Genomic DNA, 19,848 nt, shown 5'->3' with positions numbered 1-19,848 from the left:
TGGCCTCCTTGTCAAGAAAAACCAGTCCAGTATAAGCGACATGTAGGGTGGGCACTCCGTGCCCACGCGTAGCGTTCGCGTAATGCCTGCCTTAACGTGGGCTCGGAGAGCCCACCCTACGGCATCGTAGCCAGCGCCAACAAGGCCTTGCGCAAGGAAGAACGCACCGCATCGAACTGCGTGCGCCGGCGCCGCTTGTCGAGCCGGAACAGCATCAGGCCCTCGATCTGCGCCACCATCAGGATCGCGCGCTGCATGGTTTCGTCGTCGGAGATGGCAGGGTTGAGGCCGCGGATCAGGTTGTAGACGGTCTTGCGCTCGCGTCCCAGCATCTTGTCCATCAGGTTGGAGGCGAAGGGATTGCGCGAGGCCAGCGCCCAGAGCTCGAAAAAGAAGGCGTGGGTGACCGGGTCGGTGATCTCTTCCAGGAACATGTCGACCGTCGTCAGAAAACGCTCGAGCTGGGAGCGCTCGCTCATGGCGGCGGCGATGGCGTCCATCCTGGCCTGGAAGTCGTCCATGGTGGTCAGCAGCAGGGCTTCCAGCAGCAGGTCCTTGCTGCCGTAGTAGTGCTGCACGTTCGACAGGCTCATGCCGGCTTCCTGGGCCACGCGCCGCATCGACAGTCCGGCATAGCCTTCCGCGGCGAGCAGGGCGCGCGCCGCCTCGAGGATGTCCTGCGCCCGGCCGAGGCCTTTTTCGGTGGTGCCGGAAGCCTTGTTTCTGAGCGTGCTGTCGAGAGTTCTGTCCATACGCCGATTATACTTTATCGACTAGTACAGTTGACCTATAATTGACCAAAACTAGGTCGGGTGACCTGTAAAACTGAGGAGACAGGCATGAGCCAGAAAGTATTCGTCACCGGCGTGGGCATGATCCCCTTCGCCAAGCCAGGCGCCAGCGCCCCTTATCACGAGATGGGCGCCCTGGCCGCGCGCGCCGCGCTGGATGACGCGGGCATCGCCTACGACAGCGTCGAGCAGGCCTACGTCGGCTATGTATATGGCGATTCGACCTGCGGCCAGAAGGCGCTGTATGGCGTCGGCATGACCGGCATCCCCATCGTCAACGTCAACAACAACTGCTCGACCGGCTCCACCGCGCTGTACCTGGCGCGCCAGGCCGTGCAGAGTGGCGCCGCAGACTGCGTGCTGGTGCTCGGCTTCGAGCAGATGAGCCCCGGCGCGCTGGCGTCCGTCTTCACCGACCGCCCGGCGCCCTTCGACGACTTCGACGCCGTCACCGAGCGCCTGGTGGGCGGCGACGCTCAGGTGCGAGAGCTTCCGCTGGCGCTGCGCTACTTCGGCGGCGCCGGCCTGGCGCACATGGAAAAATACGGCACCCCCCTGAACGCCTTCGCCCGCATCCGCGCCAAGGCCAGCCGCCACGCCGTCAACAACCCGCTGGCGCTGTTCCGCAAGGAGGTGACGGAACAGGACGTGCTGGACGCGCCCGAAATCTGGCCCGGCGTGATGACTCGCCTGATGGCCTGCCCGCCGACCTGCGGCGCGGCCGCCGCGGTGCTGGTCTCCGAAGCCTTCGCCAGGAAGCACAATCTGCGCGCCGACGTCCACATCGCCGCCCAGGCCATGACCACCGACCGCCCGAGTACCTTCGATGCGGATGACATGATGCGCCTGGTCGGCTACGACATGAGCAAGGAAGCGGCGAACAAGGTCTACGCCCAGGCCGGCATCGGCCCCCAAGACCTCGACGTGGTCGAGCTGCACGACTGCTTCGCCCACAATGAACTGATCACGTATGAAGCCCTGGGCCTGTGCCCGGAAGGCGGCGCCGACAAGTTCATCGCCGAGGGCGACAACACCTACGGCGGCCAGGTCGTCACCAATCCGTCCGGCGGCCTGCTGTCCAAGGGCCATCCGCTGGGCGCCACCGGCCTGGCGCAATGCTTCGAGCTGACCCACCAGCTGCGCGGCAGCGCCGGCGCGCGCCAGGTCGAGGACGCGAAGGTCGCGCTGCAGCACAACCTGGGCCTGGGCGGCGCCTGCGTCGTCACCATGTACCGCGTGTAAGGAGAGGACAGCATGAACTACGTCTCTCCCTGGATGGAAGCCGAGCTGGAAGGTTTCCGCGATGCCGTGCGCCGCTTCGTCGACCACGAGATCGTTCCGCACCAGCAGCGCTGGCGCGAGCAGCAGCACGTCGACCGCGAGGTCTGGAGCAAGGCTGGCGAGATGGGCCTGCTGCTGGCCGATATCCCCGACGAATACGGCGGCTCGGGCGGCAGCTTCGCCCACCAGTGCGTGGTGTTCGAAGAACTCTGCTACGCCGGCGACACCGCCTTCGGCCTGCACGTGCACGCCATCGTCGCCCACTACCTGCTGAACCAGGGCACCGAAGAGCAGAAGCGCCATTACCTGCCGAAGTTGGCGAGCGGCGAGACGATCGCCGCCATCGCCATGTCGGAACCGGGCGCCGGCTCGGATCTGAAGGGCATCCGCACCACCGCGATTCGTGGGGAGAACGGCTACCGCCTGAACGGTTCCAAGACCTTCATCTCGAACGGCTATATGGCCGACCTGATCCTGGTGGTCGCCAAGACCGACCCGGCGGCCGGGGCCAGAGGCGTGTCGCTGATGCTGGTCGACACCCGGGACAATCCCGGATTCCGCGTCGGCCGCATCCTCGAAAAAGTCGGCCAGAAGGGCCAGGACACCTGCGAGCTGTTCTTCGACGACGTCCATGTGCCGCTGGAGAACGTACTGGGCGGTGAAGAGGGACGCGGCTTCGCCCAGCTGATGACCGAGCTGCCCTACGAGCGCACCATCGTCGGCGTGTGCGGCGTGGCCTCGATCGAGCGCGCCATCAAGCTGACCGTCGAGCACACGAAGGAGCGCAAAGCCTTCGGCCAGGCCCTGATCGAGATGCAGAACACCCGCTTCGTGCTGGCCGAGGCCAAGACCGAGGCCTTCGTGGCGCGCGTGTTCGTCGACCGCTGCATCGAAGACCTGATTGCCGGGCGCATGGACACGGTGCAGGCCTCGATGGCCAAGTACTGGATCACCGACCTGCAATGCAAGATCGTCGACCAGTGCGTGCAGCTGTTCGGCGGCTACGGCTACATGCTGGAGTACCCGATCGCACAGATGTATCTCGACGCCCGCGTACAGCGCATCTACGGCGGCGCCAATGAGATCATGAAAGAAATCATCGCCCGTTCGTTGTAATCGGAGGAATCGCATGCCGGGACCCTTATCCGGACTGAAGGTAATCGAAATGGTCGGCATCGGCCCATGCCCCTTCGCGGCGATGATGCTGGCCGATATGGGCGCGGACGTGATCCGCATCGACCGCAAACCCGACCCCACGGCGCCGAACCCCTACCCGATGCTGGGCACGAAGTTCGACGTGATGGCGCGCGGGCGGCGCTCGCTGGCGCTGGACTTGAAGGATCCGCGCGCCCGCCAGCTGCTGCTCGACCTGGTGGCCAAGGCCGACGTGCTGGTCGAAGGCTTCCGCCCCGGCGTGATGGAGCGGCTGGGGCTCGGCCCCGACCCCTGCCTGGACCGCAACCCGCGCCTGGTCTATGGCCGGGTGACGGGCTGGGGCCAGACCGGACCGCTGTCGCAGGCGGCCGGGCATGACCTGAATTACGTGGCGCTGTCCGGCATGCTGCACGCGATGGGCCGCGCGGACGGCCCGCCGGCGCCGCCGCTGAACCTGGTCGGCGACTTTGGCGGCGGCGCCATGATGCTGGCCTTCGGCGTGGTCTGCGCTGCTTGGGAAGCCAAACACTCCGGCAAGGGCCAGGTGGTCGATGCCGCCATGACCGACGGCGCTGCGCTGCTGGGCGCGATGATGTACGGCCTGCGCGCCTTCGGTTCCTGGAGCGGAGAGCGGGAAGCCAACCTGCTCGACGGCGGCGCGCCCTTCTACGACTGCTACGCCTGCGCGGACGGCAAATTCATTTCGATCGGCGCCATCGAGCCGCAGTTCTATGCGGAGCTGCTGGCGCTGGCGGACGTCGAGGATCCGCAGTTCGGCAAGCAGTGGCGCCAGGCCGACTGGCCGGAACTCAAGCGCAAGTTCGCCGCGCTGTTCGCCACCCGCACCCGTGCCGAATGGTCGGCCCTGCTGGAAGGGACGGACGTCTGCTTCGCGCCCGTGCTCGACATGGCGGAAGCGCCGCGCCACCCGCACAATGCGGCGCGCGGCACCTTCGTCGAACGCGACGGCGTGGTCCAGCCGGCGCCGGCCCCGCGCTTCTCGCGTACCGAGGCCGAGATCGGCTCGCGGCCTTCGAGCCCCGGCCAGGATAGCGCTGCGGTGCTGGGAGATTGGGGATGGAGCGCGGCTAGCGTGGACGCCCTGCGGCGCGCCGGCGTGGTCTAGCTTGGGCTAATATGGCGGGGTGACCCCAGCCATGTCCAGGAACCTCGATAAGCAAGTGGAGCTGCGCCAGTCCAAGCGTCTGGCGCTGTCCTTCTTTGCCGGCGCGGCCGCGCTGTTCGTGCTGTCCTTGTTCCTGCAGCCGAACTGGTGGACCGGCCTGCTGAAGGCCTTCGCCGAGGCCGCGATGGTGGGCGCGCTGGCCGATTGGTTCGCCGTCGCCGCGCTGTTCCGCCGCATCCCGATTCCCTTCGTCTCGCGCCACACCGAGATCATCCCCGCCAACAAGCAGCGCATCGCCGACAACCTGGCCGCCTTCGTGCACGAGAAATTCCTCGACACGGATTCCATCGTGCGCCTGATCCAGCGCCACGACCCGGCGCAAAAGGTGGCCGACTGGCTCATACAGCCCGCGAACACGCAGCAGCTGGGCCACTACCTGGTCAAGACCGCCGGCTGGGCGCTCGACTTCATCGAGGACGCGGCGGTGCAGAACTTCGTGCGCCGCGCCGTGCACGGCATGATCCAGGGCGTCGACCTGTCCAAGACCGCCGGCACGATCCTGGAAAGCGTCACGCGCGACGGCCGCCACCAGCAGCTGCTCGACGAGGGCATCCACCAGCTGGCGAAGCTGCTGGACAACGAGGAGACCCAGGCCTTCATCGCCCAGGGCATTGTCGACTGGCTGCGCGAGGAATACGCCTTCATGGAAAAGATGCTGCCCTCGGAGCTCATCGGCCGCAAGGGCGCAGACCTCACCGTCAAGCTGGCCGCCGGCATCCTCAAGCGCGTCAGCGAAGACCCGCAACACCCGCTGCGCCAGCGTTTCGACGCCTTCACCGGCGACTTCATCGCACGGCTGCAGACCGATCCGGATTTCGTGGAAAAGGGCGAGGACATCAAGCGCTACCTGATCGGCGACGAGACCCTGAACGGCTATCTGGGCTCGCTGTGGAGCGACCTGAAAGCCTGGATCAAGGCCGATCTGGACAAGGAGGCGTCGACCCTGCGCCGGCGCCTGGAAGCGACCGGCGCCTGGGTCGGGCGCATGCTGGCCGAGGATCCGCTACTACGTGCGTCGCTCAACGAGAGCCTGGAACTGGCGGCGCGCGGCGCGGCGCCCGAGTTCGCAGGCTTCCTGACCAGCCACATCGCCGACACCGTCAAGAACTGGGACAGCCGCGAGATGTCGGAGCAGATCGAGCTGAATATCGGCAAGGACCTGCAGTACATCCGCATCAACGGCACCGTGGTCGGCGGCTTGATCGGGGTGGTGCTTTACCTGCTGTCCGCACTGCCGATGCTGCTAAGATGAGCACACAGCCGTCGATCTTCAGGGAGCCGTCATGACACAAGCATTGAATGCACTGCTGGCCGGCACGCCGGAGGCTGAGTTACTGCCAGGCCGCGACCTGCTTGAACTTGCACGCTATCTGGTCCCTATGGAAGCCAGCCTGGTGCAGGGCTGCCTGGTGGCGTCGGGCATCCCGGCGGTGCTGGCCGACGCTCACCTGGTGCAGACCGACCTGTTGCTGGCGCCGGCTCTCGGCGGCGTCCGCATCCTGGTGCCCGAAACGCATCTGGTCCAGGCCCAGGCCGTGCTGGAAGCCTTCCAGCGCGGCGAATTCGCGCTGGGCGAAGACGCCGACGTCGGCGAAGCCTGATTATCTGAGCAGCGCCTGCGCCCGTTCGGGGTTGATGCTGAACAGCTGCGCAGGCACATTCACCGATCCCGCATTGCAGGCCAGCGTGATGCTGCCGCCGTCCTGCAAGCCCAGCACGGTGCTGCCTTTGTCGCGGCAGGACTCGACGGATGCCTTGACTGCGCCGGCGGTCTCGAACAGCGGCAAGCCTTCCGCACGTACGACCACCATGTCTTCGCGAAGCACGCCGCAGGTCGGGCCCGGGGCGATGCGCGCCGATGCCGTTTCCTGATACATGCTGACGCCGCCCTTGCAGTCGGCCGCCATGAGCTGGGCAAGGTGGCGGAATGCCATCGGCTTTATCAGTGCGGTTCCCCACTCCGAGGTGGCGTGCAGCAGAGAGCGCGGCTGGCGCGCATAATCCTGCAGCACATTCGCCAGCGTTTCGTCGCCGGCCAGGCGCGGCAGCCAGCGCGGCTGGCAATCGCGGGCGCCGCCGCATTCAAGCTCGCGCGCGAAATCGGTGCGCTCGCCTGCTCCCGCCTTGCGGTAGTAATCGCGTACCCGCAGCAGCGGCGAAGTGCGGGAGAGTTTCGACGACAGGCCGATGGCATAGAAAGTCAGGCCGCACTGATAAGGATTGAGGCCCCAGCCGCGATTGTTCATCGTCTTCCAGGACTTGCCTTTGGCGGCGAGCAGGCAGTTGTTCACCGCTTTTTCCAGGTCACCGGCAAAGGCTGCGCGGTCGAACCAGGCTAGCCGCGTGGCCGTAACGGCGCGCAGGAACTCGGCCCCGCCTTCGCCGATGGTGGCGGAATCCTCTTTCCAGCTGTCGTTCCATTCCCGCGGCTGGACAAGATGGGCCATCTCGTGCGTCACGAAGGTGTGCAGCAGGGTTTCCTGCGCGGGTCCGGACGAGGGAGGGAAGGCCAGGCGCATCGTCGTGCCGTTGGCCACGTCTCCCCAGTAATTGCTCGGGTGGTCGGAAGGTGAAGCGACGATGAAGGGCACCGTAAAACGCAGGCCCGGCAACTCGCGCCGGAGTTCCCTCTCGATGCTGGCCACGTTACTGTCCAGCAGGGCCAGAGTCTGCGGCGAGAACTGGCTGCTGGCATGGACGCGCGGCGTGGCGCCTGGGGGGAAGGCTTGCTGGATCAGCACCGTCGGCATTTCCTCGCCGCCGCCGGCGGCCGCCGTGCGGTCCATGCTGCCTGCCGCGGCGACGCCATCGACCACCACGGTACCGCCGGGCGCGGAGAAGGTCCAGTCGACCGGACCGCAAGCTGCCGTCAGTGCGTAGGCGCGGGTATGCGCATACAGGCCTTTCTCGACCGGATAGGCCCAGGGATAGACGCGGTCGGCGGTGCGCTGGGTGGCGGGAACGCGCAGGCGCAGGGTGCTGCAGGACGCATTCTTGCGGCGGAGCTGGCGGCCATCGAATTCGGTGCAGTCATCCGCGGCGCGCCAATCGCTGCGCAGGGTGGCGACGGTTTCGGGCCGTATGTCCTCGTTGCGGAACTCCAGCGCCGCGCAGGATGGCGGGATTGTGTAGCTGACCTCAAGCGCCGTGGGATCGCGCAACGTGATCGTGGCATGGACTTGGGCGGATGCCGGCGCACAGGCCAGCAGCAGGACGGGCAGGATCAGCTTCAAGACACCTCCAGGACATCAGTGAAGCTGACATGCTAATTCAACAACGCCTGCCTGTCAGTGTTTTTAATCCGACAGCTTCTGCATCTCGCGGAACAAATCCGCCTTGCCCTCGAAGCCGATGCCCGGCAGGTCCGGCATCGTCACATAGCCATTCTCCACCTTCACGCCATCCGGGAAGCCGCCGAAGGGCTGGAACAGGTCCGGATAGGATTCGTTGCCGCCCAGGCCCAGACCGGCCGCGATGTTCAGCGACATCTGATGGCCGCCGTGCGGGATGCAGCGGCTGCGCGACCAGCCGTGCTGGTGCAGCATGTCCAGCGTGCGCAGGTATTCGACCAGGCCGTACGACAGTGCGCAGTCGAACTGCAGCCAGTCGCGGTCCGCGCGCATGCCGCCGTAGCGGATCAGGTTACGCGCATCCTGCATCGAAAACAGGTTCTCGCCGGTCGCCATCGGCTTGTCGTAGTAGTTGCGCAGGGTCGCCTGCAGCTCGAAGTCGAGCGGATCGCCGGCTTCCTCGTACCAGAACAGGTCGTACTGCGAGAGCGCCTTGGCATACTGGATCGCGGTGTCGAGGTCGAAGCGGCCATTGGCGTCCACCGCCAGCTTCTGGCCATCCTGCAGCACCGACAGGATGGAGTCGATGCGGCGCAGGTCCTCATCCAGCGAGGCGCCGCCGATCTTCTTTTTCACGACCGTGTAGCCGCGGTCGATATAGCTGCGCATCTCGTCCTTCAGCTTTTCATGGTCCTGGCCCGGATGGTAGTAGCCGCCGGCCGCGTACACGAAGACTTTGCGCTCCGGCTGGCCGTTGCCGTAACGGTCCGCCAGCAGCTGGAACAGCGGCTTGCCCTCGATCTTGGCGACCGCATCCCACACCGCCATGTCGATGGTGCCGATCGCCACCGAACGCTCGCCGTGGCCGCCCGGCTTCTCGTTGGTGAACATCGCATCCCAGATCCGGTGCGGATCGAGGTTGTCGCCCTTGTCGTTGAGGAGCGAGCCGGGATCGGCTTCCAGGATGCGCGGGATGAAGCGCTCGCGCATCAGCTTGCCCTGGCCGTAGCGGCCGTTCGAATTGAAGCCATACCCCACCACCGGCTTGCCATCGCGGATGACGTCCGTGATCACGGCCACGAGGCTCAGCGTCATCTTGCTGAAGTCGATGTAGGCGTTGCGGATGGAAGAGCTGATGGGGAGGGTCTGTTCGCGGATCTCGACGATTTTCATGATGGCTGCTTGTGTGTTCTATGGAGGCGTCAGCTTAGTCCTCGCCGAGCCGTCTATAATTTCCCGGCATCGAATTGATTATTAACCTAAGGTGAATAGCGGATGAAGCCCGACCACACGGCCGACATGGAATTCTTCGTGCTGGTGGCCCGCCACGGCAGCCTGGCTGCTGCAGCGCGCGCCCTCGACCTGACGCCACCCGCCGCCACCAAGCGCCTGGCCCAGCTGGAGGCGAGGCTGGGCGTGCGGCTGCTGAACCGCACCACGCGCCGCATCAGCCTGACCAGCGAAGGCGAGACCTACCTGATGCACGCCACGCGCATCCTGGCATCGATCCGCGAGATGGAAGACGCGGTGGCCAGCGGGCGCTCGGCGCCGCGTGGCCTGTTGCGCGTGAATGCGACGCTCGGCTTCGGCCGGACCACGATCGCACCCATGATCTCCGCATTCGCGCAGCGCTACCCGCAGGTCGAAGTGCAGATGGAGGTGACGGACCGCCCGGTCGACCTGGTCGAGAATGGCTACGACCTGGCGATCCGCTTCGGCGCGCTGCCGGACAAGCGCCTGAACGCGCGCCGCGTGATGTCGAACCGGCGCTTCCTGTGTGCTTCTCCCTTGTATCTGCAGCGGCATGGGCTGCCTTCTTCGCTGGCTGAGCTGGCGAAGCACCGTTGCATCGTGCATCGCCAGAACGACGAGGCGCACGGGGTCTGGCGCTTTTATTCAGGCGAAGGCGAGGAGCACAGCGAAGCGGTGAAGGTGCACGGTGCGCTGTCCAGCAACGACGGCGACATCGTGCTGGGCTGGGCGCTGGATGGGCATGGCATCCTGGTGCGCTCGGAGTGGGACCTGGCGCGCTATGTGGAGAGCGGGAGACTGCAGATCGTGCTGCCGCAGTACCGGCTGCCGTCGGCGGATTTGTTTGTGTATTACCTGAACCGGCGGAATCAGGCGGCAAGGGCGCGGGCTTTTATTGATTTTCTGGTTGAGCATTTCAGCCAGCCCTCGGCGCTGGCTTAGCTTTCCATCGAGATCTCGGCGACCTTGCCTTTGCCATCGAAACGCACGCTGATCACGTAATCGGTGACCTTGCCCGGCAGGGTGAAATCGGAGTGTTCCAGCTCATCTTCTTCGCCCCAGTGCTCGCGCAGTTCGAGGATGTCGAGCACGGCGCCGGGATCGGGGCGGGCGATCTGCATTTGCTCCTGCCAGTACTCGGCCGGGAGTTCTTCGAGGTGGAAGGCGACGAACATGGCGACGCCGGATTCCTCATCTTCCATGTCGAAACCGTTCTTGATGGCTTGTCGCGCGGCGGCTTCGCGGCGGGCTAGTTCGGCGGCTTGGTCGGTCATCGGTATGCTCTTTCAGGCGGCTTGATGATAGGGGCGCGCATCCACTTCGTCGAAGAGCGTTTGCAGGCGCGGCCCGAATTTTGCCATTGTATCGGGCAAGGGCATGAAGCGATAGCCGATCGCTGGCGCACCGAATTCGGCTTCCAGCGCGGCCCATTCGGCGGGCGGCAGGGCTCGACGGCTTCGCCATCGCCAGTTCAGAGGAAATCGCCTTCGTGCTCTTCTTTTTGGATGTGGCGGACCCGAGTGTCCTGGTGCTTGGGCAGGGCTGGCATGGCGCGGGCGCTCCGGTAGGAGCATGAACGCGGCCGGGCGCAGCCCTTTGCTGGCGCGGACTGCAGTGGCAGCGCGGCGATGAGCCTACCCTTAAAGAAGAGGGTGCTGATGAAGAGAAATAAGCTTCGTTTCATAGGCGCGTCCATCTGTGATCGCAAAAGTCAGCACTCGCCATTGTGAATATTATTGCCAAATAGAAACTTACCAATATCCACAAAGATTTGTAAATGTGTACGTGCTGGACTGTCTCCTGGCAGCGGGTGCCAAATGGCTGGGCCGGCTGAGCGTCGTCAGACCCACCATTTATCATCGGCGGCTGGGAGCGATGACGGAGGTTACTGGCACTTGCAACGCGCGCGTGGTCCTTAGCGATGAAAGCACGCGCTTGTTCGCGCTGTTCCACCTTGGAGCTCGTGTCGCGGCGGAAGTACGCGAAATCACACCGTGCCGGACGATCCGATTATGCTAGACGCATGCTTCGAAATCCCGTACCACGCCCAGAACTAGGTCGACTCGATTGGACGACCGCATCGGCTGGGCGGTAACTGTCAAAGCCGGTCATCGTCATGTACGACTTGTTCGCTGTCGAACTGGAAACTAACTGCCTTTGTGAAGCGGGTTGCGTTCTATCGCAAATTTCTACTGCAGTTCAATCTGATGCCGGTTATCAGGATGATTCAGATGAGATCCAGAAAAGGAATGAGAAAATGACGACTGTGTTCATCTTGTGTCCGTAAACTAAATGATCTGCCCCACCGCATACATTAATTTGTGCGTCTAGTTGGTCGCGATGTCCGAATGTGTTCTAGTAAGCCTAAAGATACTCGCCAGACAGCTAAATTTCGCGCGAGGCTGATTCCCGAATTAGTTGTAAAATTGTCGAGTAATTGTATTGAGGTTCCACGGATTCTTAACTCTGTTTGTCTCCTACACAAACAGATTTTCTGCTGTCAACTGTCCGTAACCTTGTCCAGCTTGTGTAAAATACAGATTTGAATCGCTTCACTTGACGTAATACTTCATTTGCAGTAGTTCCCAAGGAGGATTCTCGTTTTGTATGAGAGGCGCTAGTTGCGGCCGAGCGAACCATTGGGATGGCCAAGATCGCTGAAGGGGCTTTTGTAGTGATAGAGGATTTCAGGCCGAGTACGCTGGGCAGGGCAGGTATGTGCCCTCCGCGCTAGTACTTTTGGCGGTCATGACATGACCGGGTGCGAGCGAAGGCGCACAATTGGGTTGAAACGCCACATCACTGTGTCAATAAATGGCTGTATTAATATCGAGTTTCAAGAAAGTCTCCTCCCGGCATCGCAAAAATAGAAACGTCTCCCAAAGGAGCCGCACGTTCGATATCCCAGCCGAAAAGGACGCCGTCCGTCTTAAGACGGAATTTCAAGCGAAGATTTCCTCCATGCGCATAAATGTCGTTCAAGACTTGATCCGGGATTCGCCTAGCTACGGAAACTTTGTAATCGCCAGCGATTATGCCTTCATTCCAAACTTCTTTGACGCTGTCCCAGCCTGCGCCCTTTCTCCAAATCGCACGCACTGTCAGAGGGATGTAAGTGTCGCCCAGCGTCACGATTTTGCGAACTTTTCTCGACACTATGCCAGAGGAATAGATTTCGATATCTCTGTCATCATAAATCTTTACGTACTTTAGTTCATTACCAGCCATAGCGTCCACAACAAGCACTGCGCGGATGCCTTTGAATCGCTGTTGTGGATCACCTGTATTAACCGTCTGCGCTGCCTCACAGTATCCAGAAATCCAAGGTAGCAGCGCAAAGAGCTTGAGCACTTTGCGTTTCCTCGATTGTTCGAGTGGCGCGTCCATCATGTCACTGTACCTTCATGTTAATGTTGTAGCCATTTTTGTTCAGCCAGTCTAAGTAGCGCCGCATGTCTACTGTTCCAGTTTTGTAGTCGCCGCTTGGGAAGCGAACAACTTCACCCCGGTCGCCCAGTTTGACTGCGGGAAGATAACTGATGAATTTCTGAGTATCGCCCCAAGTCATACCGGCTCCGCTCATCGCCATCTGTGTGGTCGTTTTGCCGTCCCTGTAGTGCACCTCACGATCTTCGATTCCTGGTGCCACTGGTGCCCCACTGGTCGAGTACTGGTTGTCGCTCTTGTCGTGCAGCACCGGATTGGCAATGATTGTGTGCAACAGAGGTGAATCCGTCATCTTGAGACCTGCTGCCTTGGCTTGCTCTACCATCCACGTCAGCGCGACTTGCGATAGCTGGCTTTCATTCGAGCCAAAGCCACCACCAATATCAGCATGTGAGCCGATGAAACCGCGCTCGACACGTTTTTTTCCGATCGGACTACTCCCGCCTATAATCGACTCGAGCGGGAACGCGCCGACAGAATCCAGCAGCCGCCGCGTTGTCTTTCCTCGATGTTCATTTAACGCTACGGCTTGCGCCACATAAGCAAATTGAAGCGAAATGCCGAGGTTGTACGAAACGCCACTACGGTTGGTCGATAAAACAGTATCGAAAAGCCCCATGAAGCGAAAGTTGACTTTTTGACACTCCTGTTGTCCTTTTCCATTCTTATAGCTGTACCAGCCATTTGTGGTGTTAGCGATGATGCGGTTGGCAAAGTCCCGTGCTTCGGCTGCGCCCCGGCTAAAGCCGACAATATCGATGTCCATTGCGTCATTATTTGACGCAAGATCTGCTTCATCATTGAAGTACTGCACCATGCGCTGAATCCGTGCCGGCCCCGAATAGTTTGCTCCCATGTCGGCTTTTTGTGCCGGCAGTGGGATGCCCCCTGGCTTGTATGCGGCAGGAACAATATCGCCATATTGCTGGTCCCGATGGACCGTACCCACACCAGAAACGTAACGCGCATTTCCGTCTGCGTACAAATCGAAGAGGCGTAATACATTGGATGGCGAACTTCCATTAGCGCTCAGCCAAGTTTGATCGTTGGTATTGCCAGTTCCATCGAATGCAAACAGAACCAGACCTTCCGGATCGATGTATTTTGTTGGATTTCCGCCCGCGTAAATGTAGCTGTTCGCGCCACCAGCAAGCCCAAGCGGATCTGGCGTCAGATAACGACCGCGTGCGGGGTCGTAGTAGCGGTGATCGTTGTAATATAACCCGGTTTCCCTGTCGGCATACTGACCTGGCAGGCGCAGGTTTATTTCGAAACTGGACGTGTCACGAGCAATTACAGACATGAGCTTCCCGAATGGACTGTACGCCACTAGCCAGATAGGCTTGCCCTTAGTATTCGTAGCCATCTCGATAGCGCCAAGGTGATTGCTGTGTAGGTAGGTAAGGGTCTCACCCTTACTGAACCAACTGCGCCAGAGGAGGTGAACGTCGGACATAAAGTCGACTGACTGTGGGCGACGGACACCTTCGGTTCCATCGTTTGGAACGTCGATAATGGCGACGGGTTGGTCGGTTAGATAGATATACTGTCGCAGAAGCCTCCCATTGCTGTCCAGCTCGGCCAAGAGCCTGCGGTCTTCGTACAGATAATAAGTGTGTTTGCCTCCGACGGCTTTTTCGATGCGTTCGCCACGGTGGTTGTAGCGGTAACGTGCGAGGATGCGCTGGCCGTCACGTACCTCCCGCAGTTTTCCTAAGGCGTCCCAGACGAAGTTGCGCTGCCCGATGCTTGCTGGTTGGCCCGCGGGGTCGTAGCGAACTTCCTCCGCGCTAGTGCCTTCCAGCTTGGTTTGCCAGCGATCACTGTCCGGCGCGAAGCTTGTTTTGACGGTATTGGTGCGTAGATCGCTCTGGTCGATACCCTCCTGCTCCAGCAGGCGATTGCCGTTGCCATCGTAGTAATAGCGGGCAAAGCCGGCATTCAGGCCGGTCGCCGCCGCGATTAGTCGGTCACGCGCGTCATACGCGTAGCTGCTGACGGCATCTTTGTCGCGCGTGTGCAGCAGGTTGCCTTGTGCATCCCACAGGTAGCGATGGTCGAGCAAAGCTTGCGAGTCTGCCAGCACGCCAAGCGCACCTGGTAGTGTCGGCGTAGGCGCCGACAGCGTGGGACGCACACCTAGCAGGGCTCCTAGTGCGGCGCCGGCTTGATCGCGCGATTGTCGCATGCGTGGATCGCGGTAGACGATACGGGCCAGGCTGCCCTCTCTGCTGCGCTGGTACTGCGCCTCAATGCCGTTGCCATAGGTCAGGCGTGTAAGACCCACCACATCGCGTTCAAGGTCCTCGACGATGGTCTGCCGCGGCAACAGCCAGCGTATCCAAGAGCTAACGGCGCGTCGGCGCTCAAGCGCCGTGATCTGGTGTTGACCGTTGCGTCGGTAGTTCAGATCGCTGCCGTCGGGAAGCGTAACTCCGGCGAGCCGGCCCATGACATCGTAGCGGTAGCGCACCGTGTAGCGCACGCGTGCGCCGTCGGCGAGCGCGAGGATGACCGTCTTTGCACTGACTCGTCCATGAGCATCATGGTCGTAGCGCTCGGACTGGTTCGGATGATCGATTGCGATCAGGCGCGGTCCTTCGTAACGCCAGGTGGTGACAGATGTCTTGTCTGCGCTGCCAGCATTGCCTGCGTCGGTAACGCTCTCCCGGACGATGCGGCCCATTACGTCGTATTCGTAGCTAGTGCGGTTACCGTTGGCATCCAGGCTCGCGACTAGCCTGTCGGCGGCGTCGAAGCGCCTGATGGTCGCGCCGCTGTCGGCGTCGATGGTCGCGATGACTCGGCCGAAGTCATCCCTCACGTAACGTGTCGTGGCGCCGTTTAGCGCGACCACGGCGACGGGACGGCCGTACAGGTCGAGGTCGAAACGGATTTCGGTGCTGTCCGCCAACTTCACTGCCGTAATATTGCCTGTGGCGTCATAGCCAAGGTGTGTAACGCGGCCCAGTGCATCAGTAAGCGCGTCGGGCCGGCCCTCCACGTTCCAAGCGATGCGGCGAGCGGCGCCACTAGCGTCAGTCGCGGCCTGCAAGCGACCCAGGTGATCGTATTCATAACGTTGCGTTTGCTTGATGACGTTTGACAGCGTGGACTTTTCGAGTAACTGGCTTTCGGTGTCGAAGCGCCAAGTCTGGAGGACGCCCAGTGCCGACGCCGTCCAGGTGTTGCGGCCTGCTTCGTCATAGCCGTAACGTCTTATCGGCCTGAAGGATTTTTCGTCTTCGTAGCCTACCTCAAAGGGATGGCCGAGGGCATCGTAACGCGTGCTGTGCGTAATACCCTCGCGGGTGAAGGCGAGGAGCTCGCCGCGTGGGCTGTAGCGCAAGCTGGTCGTGTGGGATTCGGCATCCTTGACAGTGGTGATACGGCCGGCGTGGTCGTAGCCGACTTCACTCTTGCGATTCCCGGGGGCGATCATTGCTGTCATGATGCCTTCGTGCTGCTCGTACTGAGTTAAGCTGCTGGCCGGGGATGGGGACAGCGGCGTCGGCTGATGATCGTATTCGAACACCGTCACATCCGAGTCTGCCGGACTGTTCGTCTTGCCATTCGGCAGCGGCCCGTCCATCTCGACCAGCAAACTGCGGCCGTTGATAGTCGCGTAGCGGTACCGGATCGCGCGTTCGACCCGCTCTGCCGCTTTTTTGCCATCGGCGGTCGGCGCCCAGCCGCTTTCCGTCACACTCAGCGGCTGGCCAGCCTCGTTGTATTCGATGCGCGTCACCAACTCCTTGCCTGGCACGACACTGGGCCTCGCCGCGAGAACAGGCGCGAAGCCAGTGCCCTGGTACTCGAAGCGCACCTGCAGTTGCGCAGATGTAGGTTTACCATGCAGGTACGCAACTTTGTCGATTCGCATTATTCGACCGAGCTTGTCTCGCTGCACCTTCGTCGCCGCGACAGCCTCGCCATTTTCGGACAGCTTGGTCGTGCCGATCAAGCGCGCAGTGTCGTCATAGCCGTAGCGTACATTTGGCTCGCCGCACAGCGAACATCCCGCCCCGCGCACTTCGAGCAGACGATACTCGCCTGCGATCACGGTATGTCGGTAGACTGTTTTCTGGCCAAGGCTGTTGGTAAGCACGGTCTTCCCGGCTTCGTGGTTGTCGAGCGTGACCTTGCCAACGTTGTCGGCGTGGGTGCTGAGGATCGCGCGACCCGTGTCGTCATAGCCGTAGGTGGAGTAGCGGGTCGCAACCGACTTACCATCCGCCCCAGCAGTTTCGATGCTAATCCCCGTCATCAGCCACGGGCTACGCGCGTCCTCGTGGTGATAGATGCGGCTAGTCGTGCTACGTGTCGTGCCGCGGCTGCTGAGGGCGTGCGCCTTGGTATCCGGATCGAAGTGATCAGGCAGGCGTACCCGCACCAGGTTGGCCAGCATCTGACGCCGGTCGAGCAGTTCGGCACCCGTGGGCACTGCGCTTCCGTACTCGTAGGCGAAGCGGCCTACTGGCGTATCGATGAATTGCACCCCATGAAAGTGGTTCGGTAGGTGGCGATCGTAGTAGACCAGGTTCAGGCTGCGCCCCAGTGGGTCGATCACGCGCACCAGCACATTCTGGCTGTCGTAGAGCAGGCGTACAATTTCGCCAGTCGGGGCCGTAATGCGGTCGAGCTTGCCTGCGGCGTTGAAGTGCAGCTTGCGGCCATCGGTCCAAGTCCATGTGTAGTCATGCCGGCCATCCTGCTGGCGGCCGACTGCCATAGTGCCATTGGCCGGGTCAGCGGTGCTACACCCAGTAGGACTTCTGCGATCACGGTCGAAGATTACCCGTCCGCCGTCTGCCTGCAGCACTTGAATCTTGCCCCAGCGGTCTATTACTTCCGTTTCATACGACAGCCGCCAGCCCCGACCGAGTGGTCCGTTGGGGTGCCTCGGGGCGCTGAATGCGCTGTTGTAGTGACGGACGATTTCCAAACCCAGTACACCTGGCAAGGCGGGCATATCCTCTTCGCGTTGATACTTATTGCCGGTCATTACATTGATCGGGTTGCCTACACCGGCGCACTGACCGGGCTGATTAGGGTTTCCACCTGGGGACGCGGAGCAATCCGCAGCATGGGCAGAAAAGGTCAATGCGGCGAGTACTGCCGCAAGGGCGACCATCGATCGGCGCCTCAGGCAGTTATCCAGCGCTGTAGCGAGCACGTTAGTCACGGCCGGCTCAAGAAAAGTCGAGGGATGTCTGTGCAGTGTCGTCATGGTATGGGCGTGAAATTCGCGGGAATACAGCACATCTGGGAGTTCGGAACACATGTCGTCGGCTCGCAATGGTTCGGATCAGTAAACGGATTGCAAGCCGGTTCGGGCTCTGGCGCAGGTGGTGCGGGACTGTTGCAGCTGAGCGTGGTGCAGTCCGGTGGAGGGCCGTGCGTTACCGGCGGACTCGGGGGATTGGTGGAATGGCCGCCATTCCCCATCCCAGGCGTGGACACAGGCGAGTCAGGCTCAATCGCATCGGACTGCATCTCGATAGTGACGTGAGTGACGACCGGTATGCGTCCGCTGCTGATCAGCTTTGTTTGAAAGTCATCCGTGTGCTGGTCTGCCCACTTGAGGTAGGTAAGGTAGAGCTTGCCAATGATCGGCATCTTGGGCACATACCCATGCGTGATTTTTAGTTTCAGCAAATTCGCGTCTTGAAGCGACTGCCCTGAAGACGCGCGCACGGCGTTGGATCCATTGAGTCTGGCAGCCAGGGCTGAATTGGGAATGACATGCCGATTACCGGTCTTTAGCAGCGTTTGAAGCGTTTCGTCGTTCCATTCGCTGAAGCTTTCCTTGGTCGGATTCAGCATCTCGATTTGCATATTGCCGGCCATGTCAGCACTTGCTTTTGCCGTCGATTGGGCCAGCTCGGCAGGCGTTTCGCCGCCCCCATACATTGGCGCTAGCGCACGAACATACGCTTGCTGAACGGTGCTCAGGTCGGCATGCGCGAACGAACCTTCGCGTGCAGCCATAAAAGCCGCGTAATTGATTTGGTTCTTCGCGAAGAAAGCCATGCTGTATTGCAGAAGCCCAAGGCCGAGCAGCACGATCAATGGCCCAACCACGGTAAATTCGATCATGGCCGAACCACGTTGCTTCGCCCGAGGGTGTATGCGAACCGGCGTGGGCTGTGCGAAGTTCGGGTGGTGGAGGCGATCGCCGGGAGCAATGCCGAGCATCGAAATCATCCCCGCCGCGAGTTCGAGGGTATGGGCGGCGCGTCCTCTGCCAAAACCGCTGACACTCGCGCGCCATGGCTTCAGTTGAGGAACGCAGCGGGTAACCACGCCGTGCCGGTCGAGGTAAACGACGTCGATTGGATAGCGCATGAAGGCGCTGTGCACGCTTGGACAATCGGTGATCAGCAGGCACTCTGCCGGCTCTAGAGGCGTACTCAGCATGAGCCCCCGAAACCGCGCCAAGAAAGTATCTGCGATGCGCAATATGAGCGCATGCGTGCCGGTCGCCGTGGATATTGTGCAAACTACCGGCTGCCGCGCGCCCATCTGCCTAAAGACCCATGCTCATGAACTGGACCGCAATCGGGAAAAACAGGACGATGAAAGTGCATGGGAAGATAAAGGCGATCAGCGGGAACAGCAGCTTGACTGGTGCTTCCATCGCCAGTTTCTCGGCGCGCAAAAAACGTTCCGAGCGGCGTTGATCGGCTTGTGCGCGCAAGGCCGGACCCAGGTTCATGCCAACGCGTTCGGCCTGTATCATTGCAGTGATGAAGTTCGTTACGCTTGCCTCCTGCAAGCGATCGCTCATGCCACGCAAGGCTTCGGCGCGTGCCTTGCCGTTGCGGACATCGCGCAGTACCCGCTGTATTTCATCGCACAGAACTCCTTGAGGTCCTTTTTCGGCGGCCTGGTTGAACGCACCTTGCAGGTTCAGGCCAGCCTCCACGCACAGCGTGATCAGGTCGAGCACGAAGGGCAGTGATTTTTGCAGCTCGCGCTTGCGCAGTGCGATCCGATCTTTCAGCCAGATGCCACAGTAGCCCCAGCCGCAAACGGCGCCAAGCACGGCTGCCTGCCAATAGCGATCGGCACTGAAGTCGCCGGAGGGGCCATGCCCCAGCATTTTTAGCAGGCCTAGCATGCCACTCGTTACCGCAAGTGCGCATAAAATCCGACCGGCGACGAATTGCGGCGCGTTAAGCGTGTATTCCAGACCGGCCTTGCGTAGTCGCGCCGGCAAGGACGATGCCGGCGCTTGTGAGACGATTCGTCCCAGCGGATAGCTCAGCCACTGGATTGGCCACCAGACGAGACGGAATCCGAGCGGAGGCGGGTCCTTGTAACGCCTGTCTTCGACGGGTATCTCGGCCACTGCACGGCCCACCCGCATGATAACGAGGCCTACTGTCGTACCGAACAGCAGGGCCGACAATGTGATGACAAGCATGATGGTCGATTGGGACAT

At 61.6% G+C, this 19,848-nt stretch carries 14 protein-coding genes; 6 read left to right on the top strand and 8 right to left on the bottom strand.

What is annotated here, in order from left to right; translation table 11 throughout:
• Positions 1-116: 116 nt before the first annotated feature.
• On the bottom strand, positions 117-752 hold the full coding sequence (locus AC07PE_RS05805) for a TetR/AcrR family transcriptional regulator (protein WP_498762430.1): 636 nt from the start codon (positions 750-752) through the stop codon (positions 117-119).
• An 87-nt stretch (positions 753-839) separates the two neighbouring features.
• Here AC07PE_RS05805 and AC07PE_RS05800 point away from each other — a divergent pair, with 87 nt between their 5' ends.
• Genes AC07PE_RS05800 through AC07PE_RS05780 form a run of 5 tightly spaced genes read left to right on the top strand, consistent with a single transcriptional unit; the run spans position 840 to position 6,014 of the window.
• Positions 840-2,033, top strand: coding sequence for a lipid-transfer protein (locus AC07PE_RS05800; RefSeq protein ID WP_498762428.1), 1,194 nt, complete (start codon positions 840-842; stop codon positions 2,031-2,033).
• Between the two features lie 12 nt (positions 2,034-2,045).
• Positions 2,046-3,188, top strand: a complete 1,143-nt coding sequence (locus AC07PE_RS05795; RefSeq protein WP_498762426.1) for an acyl-CoA dehydrogenase family protein — start codon at positions 2,046-2,048, stop codon at positions 3,186-3,188.
• A 13-nt stretch (positions 3,189-3,201) separates the two neighbouring features.
• Positions 3,202-4,353 (top strand): CaiB/BaiF CoA transferase family protein, encoded by a 1,152-nt coding sequence (locus tag AC07PE_RS05790; protein WP_498762424.1) that lies wholly within the window; start codon positions 3,202-3,204, stop codon positions 4,351-4,353.
• Between the two features lie 31 nt (positions 4,354-4,384).
• Positions 4,385-5,665: a DUF445 domain-containing protein gene (locus tag AC07PE_RS05785; RefSeq protein ID WP_498762422.1), complete on the top strand. Its 1,281-nt coding sequence runs from the start codon at positions 4,385-4,387 to the stop codon at positions 5,663-5,665.
• Between the two features lie 31 nt (positions 5,666-5,696).
• Positions 5,697-6,014: a putative signal transducing protein gene (locus AC07PE_RS05780; RefSeq protein ID WP_498762420.1), complete on the top strand. Its 318-nt coding sequence runs from the start codon at positions 5,697-5,699 to the stop codon at positions 6,012-6,014.
• On the opposite strand, the gene AC07PE_RS05775 is transcribed toward AC07PE_RS05780, so the two are convergent.
• Entirely contained in the window at positions 6,015-7,646 is a 1,632-nt protein-coding gene (locus tag AC07PE_RS05775; protein ID WP_498762418.1) for a hypothetical protein, read from the bottom strand.
• A 63-nt stretch (positions 7,647-7,709) separates the two neighbouring features.
• A complete protein-coding gene (locus tag AC07PE_RS05770; protein WP_498762416.1) occupies positions 7,710-8,876 on the bottom strand; it encodes a mandelate racemase/muconate lactonizing enzyme family protein in 1,167 nt (388 codons plus the stop codon).
• 102 nt (positions 8,877-8,978) lie between these two features.
• On the opposite strand from AC07PE_RS05770, the gene AC07PE_RS05765 reads away from it, so the two are divergent.
• Positions 8,979-9,896 (top strand): LysR family transcriptional regulator, encoded by a 918-nt coding sequence (locus AC07PE_RS05765; protein WP_498762414.1) that lies wholly within the window; start codon positions 8,979-8,981, stop codon positions 9,894-9,896.
• On the opposite strand, the gene AC07PE_RS05760 is transcribed toward AC07PE_RS05765, so the two are convergent.
• The 5 genes from AC07PE_RS05760 to AC07PE_RS05740 all read right to left on the bottom strand — a co-directional run bounded on the left by AC07PE_RS05760 (position 9,893) and on the right by AC07PE_RS05740 (position 19,848).
• A complete protein-coding gene (locus tag AC07PE_RS05760; RefSeq protein WP_498762412.1) occupies positions 9,893-10,228 on the bottom strand; it encodes a hypothetical protein in 336 nt (111 codons plus the stop codon). The two genes, AC07PE_RS05765 and AC07PE_RS05760, sit on opposite strands and share 4 nt — an antisense overlap.
• Before the next feature lie 1,549 nt (positions 10,229-11,777).
• A complete protein-coding gene (locus AC07PE_RS05755) occupies positions 11,778-12,344 on the bottom strand; it encodes a hypothetical protein (RefSeq protein WP_498762410.1) in 567 nt (188 codons plus the stop codon).
• 1 nt (position 12,345) lies between these two features.
• On the bottom strand, positions 12,346-17,631 hold the full coding sequence (locus AC07PE_RS05750; protein ID WP_498762409.1) for an RHS repeat-associated core domain-containing protein: 5,286 nt from the start codon (positions 17,629-17,631) through the stop codon (positions 12,346-12,348).
• Positions 17,628-18,926, bottom strand: a complete 1,299-nt coding sequence (locus AC07PE_RS05745; protein WP_498762407.1) for a DUF192 domain-containing protein — start codon at positions 18,924-18,926, stop codon at positions 17,628-17,630. The genes AC07PE_RS05750 and AC07PE_RS05745 overlap by 4 nt, the downstream gene beginning before the upstream one ends.
• Before the next feature lie 4 nt (positions 18,927-18,930).
• Positions 18,931-19,848, bottom strand: coding sequence for a type II secretion system F family protein (locus AC07PE_RS05740; protein ID WP_498762405.1), 918 nt, complete (start codon positions 19,846-19,848; stop codon positions 18,931-18,933).

This window comes from Telluria sp. GW821-FHT07G12 (assembly GCF_059418525.1).
Note: the sequence above shows the minus strand (reverse complement) of the source record. Positions and strands in the feature narration are given on the sequence as shown.